Below are 5,628 nucleotides of genomic sequence, written 5' to 3'. Positions count from 1 at the left end.
ATCAACTGTTCGACGCCTGGGACGAGCGCCGCCGCCAACGCGAACGCGAGGCCGCCGAACGCGAAGCGCTGGAGGCCGCCGTGCACGAGCCCGATGAGCCCGTCGTCGACGACGAGAGCGATGACGGCGAAGGCGAGGGGCACAAGAAAAAGAAGAAAAAGAAACACAAGGACTAGTCGCGCGTCCGGGGCCCATCTGAGTAAGGGCTTAGCTCGCGATTTTCTGGGTCCCGGCTCTGCGTCGCACCGCCAACGCGCCGCGCCGCGTCCGGGACACGAACTCGGTTCAGGAAGCCGCCGAGGAATCATCTTTGCGCGGCAGCATGCCCATGCGCTCGAACTGCCAGCGCATGGCGCGATACCAGAGATAGCCGACCGCCGCGCCGCACAGAGCGAGGATGATCACGTTCGCGCTCGAGAACGAGCCGCTCCACCACATCATCCACGCCGTCCACAGCAGCGTGAAGATGATGGCACCTGCTTTCAGCGGAAGAAGGGGGCGGCTCATGATCGTGCTCCGGGCTGTCAAAATCCCGGCGAACATCATCACGCACCAAGAGGCCTTCTTCCGTGAGCCAGATCACGGAATGACTTTCTGCGATCGCTAGCCGAACCGTAGCCGTGAGCGTTCCCTCGCCCTTTCCGCCTCAATCTCGCGGTCGCGCGCCGGCGCATGGGTATGCAGCGAAGTCAGGAGGTTTCGTGCGGCCTCCGAGACCTCCGCCACCGCACGGTCGAACGCCGCCTCGTTGGCCTGCGACGGCTTGTTGAAACCGGACAGTTTGCGCACGAACTGGAGCGCGCTGGCGTGGATCTCATCCTCCGTCGCCGGCGGCTCGAAGTTGAACAGCGTCTTGATGTTGCGGCACATGCAGGGGTCTCTCCGGATATTTCCTTGAAGACGATCGGCGGAGCGGAAATCCTACATCCTTCTCCGCTCTTCTGCTAAGTTCCCCCGCAACGCGGGCGCCGACCATGAGCCGCAACGGGGGAGAGAAACATGGAAGCTTCCTACGCCGCATTGACGGCTGTCCTGCTGTCCTTTTCGACACCGATATGGGCCGCCGATTATCCGGCCCCCAAGCAGGGCGACTGGATCGCCAGGGATTTCAAATTCCACACCGGCGAGACCATGCCGGAACTGAAGCTGCATTACACCACCGTCGGTGAGCCCACCGGCCAGCCGGTGCTGGTGCTGCATGGAACGGGCGGCTCGGGCACCGGTATGCTGGGGCCTTCCTTCGGTGGTGAACTGTTCGGCCCGGGGCAACCGCTCGACGCCTCCAAATATTACATCATCATTCCCGACAATATCGGCCACGGCAAATCATCGAAGCCGTCGGACGGCATGAAGACGAGCTTTCCGAAATACAATTACGACGACATGGTCGAGGCGCAGTATCGCCTGGTGACGGAGGGCCTCGGCGTCAAGCATCTGCGGCTCGTCATCGGCAATTCGATGGGCGGCATGCAGACCTGGCTGTGGGGCGAGAAATATCCGAAGGCGATGGATGCGCTGATCCCGATGGCCTCGCAGCCGACCGAGATGGCCTCGCGCAACTGGATGATGCGTCGGATCATGCTCGACACCATCCGCAACGATCCCGACTACAACGGCGGCAATTACACCAGCCAGCCGCGCATGATGAAATATGCCCTCGCCGCCTACGGCATCGCGAGCATCGGCGGCACGCTGGCCTATCAGGCGCAGGCGCCGACGGCAGCGAAGGCCGACAAGATCGTCGACGACCGGCTGGCGACGCCGATCACGGCGGATGCCAACGACTTCGTCTATCAGTGGGAGTCCTCGCACGACTACAATGCCGGCGAGAAGCTGGAGGCCATCGAAGCGTCGCTGCTGCTGATCAATTCCGCCGACGACGAGCGCAACCCGCCCGAGACCGGCATCACGGACGCTGCGATGAAGCGGGTCAAGAACGGGCGCCTGTTCCTGATCCCGGCGAGCGCCGAGACGCGCGGTCATGGCACCACCGGCAATGCGAAATTCTATGGCGAGCAGGTGCGGCAGTTGCTTGAGACCACGCCGCAGCGCGCGATGTAGATCGCCGAGCGCGCCATCATATCGCAACGCATCATATGCGGCGCCTCGGCGCCGCATATTATTTGAGCATGCAATGCGCTGACAGCTCGGGCTTAATCGCGTCAACAATACGAATCGACGCGCGGGACAATCGCGCGCCACTGGCACGACGCGACGAGGAGGATCGCATGCACAGGCTCGCACTGTGCGTTTGGCTGGCCGCGCTGACGAGCGCCGCATTCGCGTTCGACAACGGACAATACGACCACGTCCCGCCCGACATCCGCGCCTGGTTCAAGAGCGTGATCGCGCCGAACGGCGTGCCCTGCTGCGACATCTCCGACGGCCATCGCACCGACTACGACGTGCGGAGTGGCGCCTATTGGGTGCCGATCGAGGGACAATGGATGGAGGTGCCCGAACGCGCCATCATCCGCGGCCAGGGCAATCCGGTCGGCCAGGCCGTCGTCTGGTACGTTCACCACCGCGGCGCCATCATCATCAGCTGCTTCGTGCCGGCGGACGCAGTCTAGCATGATGGATTTCGTTGGCTGAGGCGGCCCGATCGGGTAGCTTGTCGCAAAGCTGATGCGGAGGCACGCCGTTGACCGATCTTTGCGCCGAAGACCTCGCCACCATCTATGCCAAGCCGAGCCCGCGCGTGATCGCGAAGGCGCGTCCCGCGATCGACGCGCATGCGAAGAAATTCATCGAGATGTCGCCGTTCTGCGTGCTCGCGACATCGGGCGCGGACGGCAGCGTCGATGCCTCGCCGCGCGGCGGCAGTGTCGGCTTCGTCCACGTCGCAGGTCCCAACCAGATCTTGATGCCCGACCGTTCCGGCAACAACCGCATCGACAGTTTCCGCAACGTCGTCGAAGGCTCGGGCTTCGTGCATCTGCTGTTCTTCGTGCCGGGGATCGACGAGACGCTGCGCGTCGGCGGACGCGGCACGCTGTCGGCCGATCCGGATCTGCTCGCCTCTATGGTGGAGTTCGGCAAGCCGCCGCGCGCGGTGCTGAACGTCGCGGTCAGCGAAGTCTATTTCCACTGCGGCAAGGCGCTGATGCGCTCGAAGCTGTGGTCGCCCGAGAAGGTGCAGCGGTCGGTGATGCCGAGCATCGTGACGGTCATTCACGACCAGACTGGGCTTGGCGAACCGGCGAGCCAGGAGATCGTGGAAGAACTCTACAAGACGCAGCTGTAGGTGTAGCTGCAATCACAGTGTCGTCCCGGACAAGCGCGCCTTAAAGCGCGCGCCGATCCGGGACCCATAACCACAGGAAGTCGTTTGGCGAAGACCCGTGGTTAGCATCGCGCGCCACAACCACTCCCTGTGGTTATGGGTCCCGGCGTTCCGCCGGGACGACACCGAGTTTGTGGCAGCGCCAATGCGCCAATCTAGTGCCCCTCGCCCTCGAGCCCGCCGACGTGCTTCTGGGTGTAGAGCTCGAGGCCGATGCGGCCGATCAGGTCGAGCTGGGTTTCGAGGAAGTCGATGTGGTGCTCCTCGTCGCTCATCAGCTTCTCGAACAGGTCACGCGTGACGTAGTCCTTGACGCCGTGGCAGTAGGTGGCCGCTTCCTGGTAGAGCGCACGTGCGCTCATCTCGGCAGCGAGGTCGCACTCGATGATCTCCTTGACGTTCTGGCCGATGCGCAAGGGGTCGAGCACCTGCATGTTCGGGAAACCGTCGAAGAACAGGATGCGCGCGGTGAGCTTGTCGGCGTGCTCCATCTCCTCGATGGACTCCTTGCGCCAGACCTTGGCCATGTCGAGGAGGCCCCAATTGTCGAGGAAGCGGTAGTGCAGCCAGTACTGGTTGATCGCAGTCAGCTCGTGACGCAGTGCCTTGTTGAGATAGTCGATGACTTTTGCGTCGCCCTGCATGGTTCACTCCAGCTCTTGCAGTCCAAATCGGCCCTAAACCGAGTTTAGAATGCTTCTAAGTCAGTTTGCGAATGAGGGCAACCGGCTACGGAGACGCAGCCTGGGAAAAGCTCAGCCAAGCTGGCGAAAGGCCTTCAGCAGGCCGCGAGGGCGAATTGAGCGGGCTGCGCCGTCTCGTCATTGGCGGCCACGGTGTGGCTGTGCGGGCAGCCCGAGCAGCAGGACTGGGCGCAGGGGCCAAGCGCTTCGTCGATGATGGTCTTGATCGTCCGGGCGCAGCGGCCGCATTCGGCGCTACAGCCGAGGCACCCATAGACCTGCTTGGCATGGCGCACAGCGTCGTCGGACTCGGCGACGGCGGCGCGGACGTCGTCATCGCTCAGCACGTTACAGGAACAAACGATCATGGAAGCGGCAGGCCCTTCGGTGATGCGTCACCATCGATATTTAACGGGCCGGCCGGATGCAAAAGGAAAAAGCGGTATTTCAAGCTATTCCAAACTGGCCCCACCAGCAGCCTAGAACGGCTCCAAAACCCAGCGTTGCGCTGGATCAAGATTAGAGCGGATCTAGTCGCCGCCGCCCCCTCCACCACCGTCGCCGCCACCTCCGCAATCCCCGCTACTACCGCCGCTGTCACTGCTGGAACAGCTGCCCCCGTCGCTCGAGCTCCCCGAACCGCCGGAAAACCAGCTCCCCAGCGAGACGCCGTCACTCGTCCCCGTGTAGCTGTCGCCACCGCCATTACCGCCGTCGCCGCCGGCCGCGGCCCGCGAGCGGCGCTGGCTGCGGTTCTGAAGGTGCGCGATCCAGCCGTAGCCGATCGCGAAGACAACTCCAGCCGCGATCAATGCATTTATCACCGCATTGCCCATCGTCGCCTCCCAGGCCCATCTGTGCCTGATAACCATTGGTCGTGCCCGGCAAAGGGGCCGTTCATTCATCATTCAAACGAAGTATGGAACTCTGCTCCCAAAGAGTTCCCGCGTATTCCTACGAAAGGCCAAGCCCATGAAGAAGTTGCTCCTGGCGGTTACTGCCGTCGCCTCCTTGGCCTTTGCGGCCGCAACACCGGCCCATGCACAGCGCGGCGTCGCGGCGGGCGTGGCGGCCGGAATCATCGGCGGCGCCATTGTCGGCGGCGCGCTGGCCTCTCCGTATTATTACGGACCCGGCCCGGGCTATTACGAACCCGGCTATTACCCGCCCCGCTACTACGCGCCGGGTCCGGGCTATGTCTCCGATGGCTATTACGGTGGCGGCTGCGCCTGGCAGAAGCAGCGCTTCTGGGACGGCTACGGCTGGCGCGTCCGCCGCGTCAGAGTCTGCGGCTAAAGGCGTCGCGGGCGGTTCGTCTGGACCGCTTTACTACGGACGCGCCGTTCATCTCCGGGCCCGAAAAAGACCGCTTTTTCTCGTCACAGCTCCGTGTGCGTTTACCGTGGGTTGACCAATTGCGCGCTTCCTAGCTGCACGGCCAATTCCATCAGCGTGTGCGTGAACCTTTGAAACCCGGGCGCCTCTAACAAGAGGAACCCATCTCCCAGGAGAGCCCTGAGCATGAAGAAGACTCTAGTTGCCGCCCTCACGGTTGCGACGGTCGCCGGTTCGCTGGTAACCGCCACTCCGTCCGCCAAGGCCCATGACGGCGTCGGCGCCGGCATCGCGGCCGGCCTGATCGGCGGCGCGATCGTCGGC

General features: G+C 63.5%; 9 protein-coding genes. 4 read left to right on the top strand and 5 right to left on the bottom strand.

Features of this window, described 5'->3' with window-relative positions:
- Positions 1-285: 285 nt before the first annotated feature.
- Entirely contained in the window at positions 286-507 is a 222-nt protein-coding gene (locus tag MOV74_RS30020) for a hypothetical protein (protein WP_246930336.1), read from the bottom strand.
- 96 nt (positions 508-603) lie between these two features.
- Positions 604-870, bottom strand: coding sequence for a DUF2277 domain-containing protein (locus tag MOV74_RS30015; protein ID WP_246930334.1), 267 nt, complete (start codon positions 868-870; stop codon positions 604-606).
- A gap of 129 nt (positions 871-999) precedes the next feature.
- On the opposite strand from MOV74_RS30015, the gene MOV74_RS30010 reads away from it, so the two are divergent.
- The 3 genes from MOV74_RS30010 (at position 1,000) to MOV74_RS30000 (ending at position 3,247) form a co-directional block, all read left to right on the top strand.
- A complete protein-coding gene (locus MOV74_RS30010; RefSeq protein ID WP_246930332.1) occupies positions 1,000-2,061 on the top strand; it encodes an alpha/beta fold hydrolase in 1,062 nt (353 codons plus the stop codon).
- Positions 2,062-2,228: 167 nt separating this feature from the next.
- Positions 2,229-2,573 carry a hypothetical protein gene (locus MOV74_RS30005; protein ID WP_246930330.1) on the top strand — a complete coding sequence of 115 codons (345 nt, stop codon included), beginning with the start codon at positions 2,229-2,231 and terminating at the stop codon, positions 2,571-2,573.
- A gap of 71 nt (positions 2,574-2,644) precedes the next feature.
- Positions 2,645-3,247: an MSMEG_1061 family FMN-dependent PPOX-type flavoprotein gene (locus MOV74_RS30000; protein ID WP_246930328.1), complete on the top strand. Its 603-nt coding sequence runs from the start codon at positions 2,645-2,647 to the stop codon at positions 3,245-3,247.
- Positions 3,248-3,441: 194 nt separating this feature from the next.
- On the opposite strand, the gene bfr is transcribed toward MOV74_RS30000, so the two are convergent.
- The 3 genes from bfr to MOV74_RS29985 form a co-directional block, all read right to left on the bottom strand.
- Complete coding sequence (gene bfr / locus MOV74_RS29995) at positions 3,442-3,930, bottom strand: bacterioferritin (RefSeq protein ID WP_011089420.1); 489 nt, start codon at positions 3,928-3,930, stop codon at positions 3,442-3,444.
- 134 nt (positions 3,931-4,064) lie between these two features.
- Positions 4,065-4,337 (bottom strand): bacterioferritin-associated ferredoxin, encoded by a 273-nt coding sequence (locus MOV74_RS29990; RefSeq protein ID WP_246930326.1) that lies wholly within the window; start codon positions 4,335-4,337, stop codon positions 4,065-4,067.
- Between the two features lie 162 nt (positions 4,338-4,499).
- Positions 4,500-4,805, bottom strand: coding sequence for a hypothetical protein (locus MOV74_RS29985; protein WP_246930338.1), 306 nt, complete (start codon positions 4,803-4,805; stop codon positions 4,500-4,502).
- A gap of 136 nt (positions 4,806-4,941) precedes the next feature.
- On the opposite strand from MOV74_RS29985, the gene MOV74_RS29980 reads away from it, so the two are divergent.
- Positions 4,942-5,265 carry a hypothetical protein gene (locus MOV74_RS29980; RefSeq protein ID WP_246930324.1) on the top strand — a complete coding sequence of 108 codons (324 nt, stop codon included), beginning with the start codon at positions 4,942-4,944 and terminating at the stop codon, positions 5,263-5,265.
- Positions 5,266-5,628: the final 363 nt, after the last annotated feature.

Origin of the sequence: Bradyrhizobium sp. SHOUNA76 (assembly GCF_023006445.1) — a bacterium.
Taxonomy (GTDB): domain Bacteria; phylum Pseudomonadota; class Alphaproteobacteria; order Rhizobiales; family Xanthobacteraceae; genus Bradyrhizobium.
This window is presented reverse-complemented; position numbering and strand designations above follow the sequence as displayed.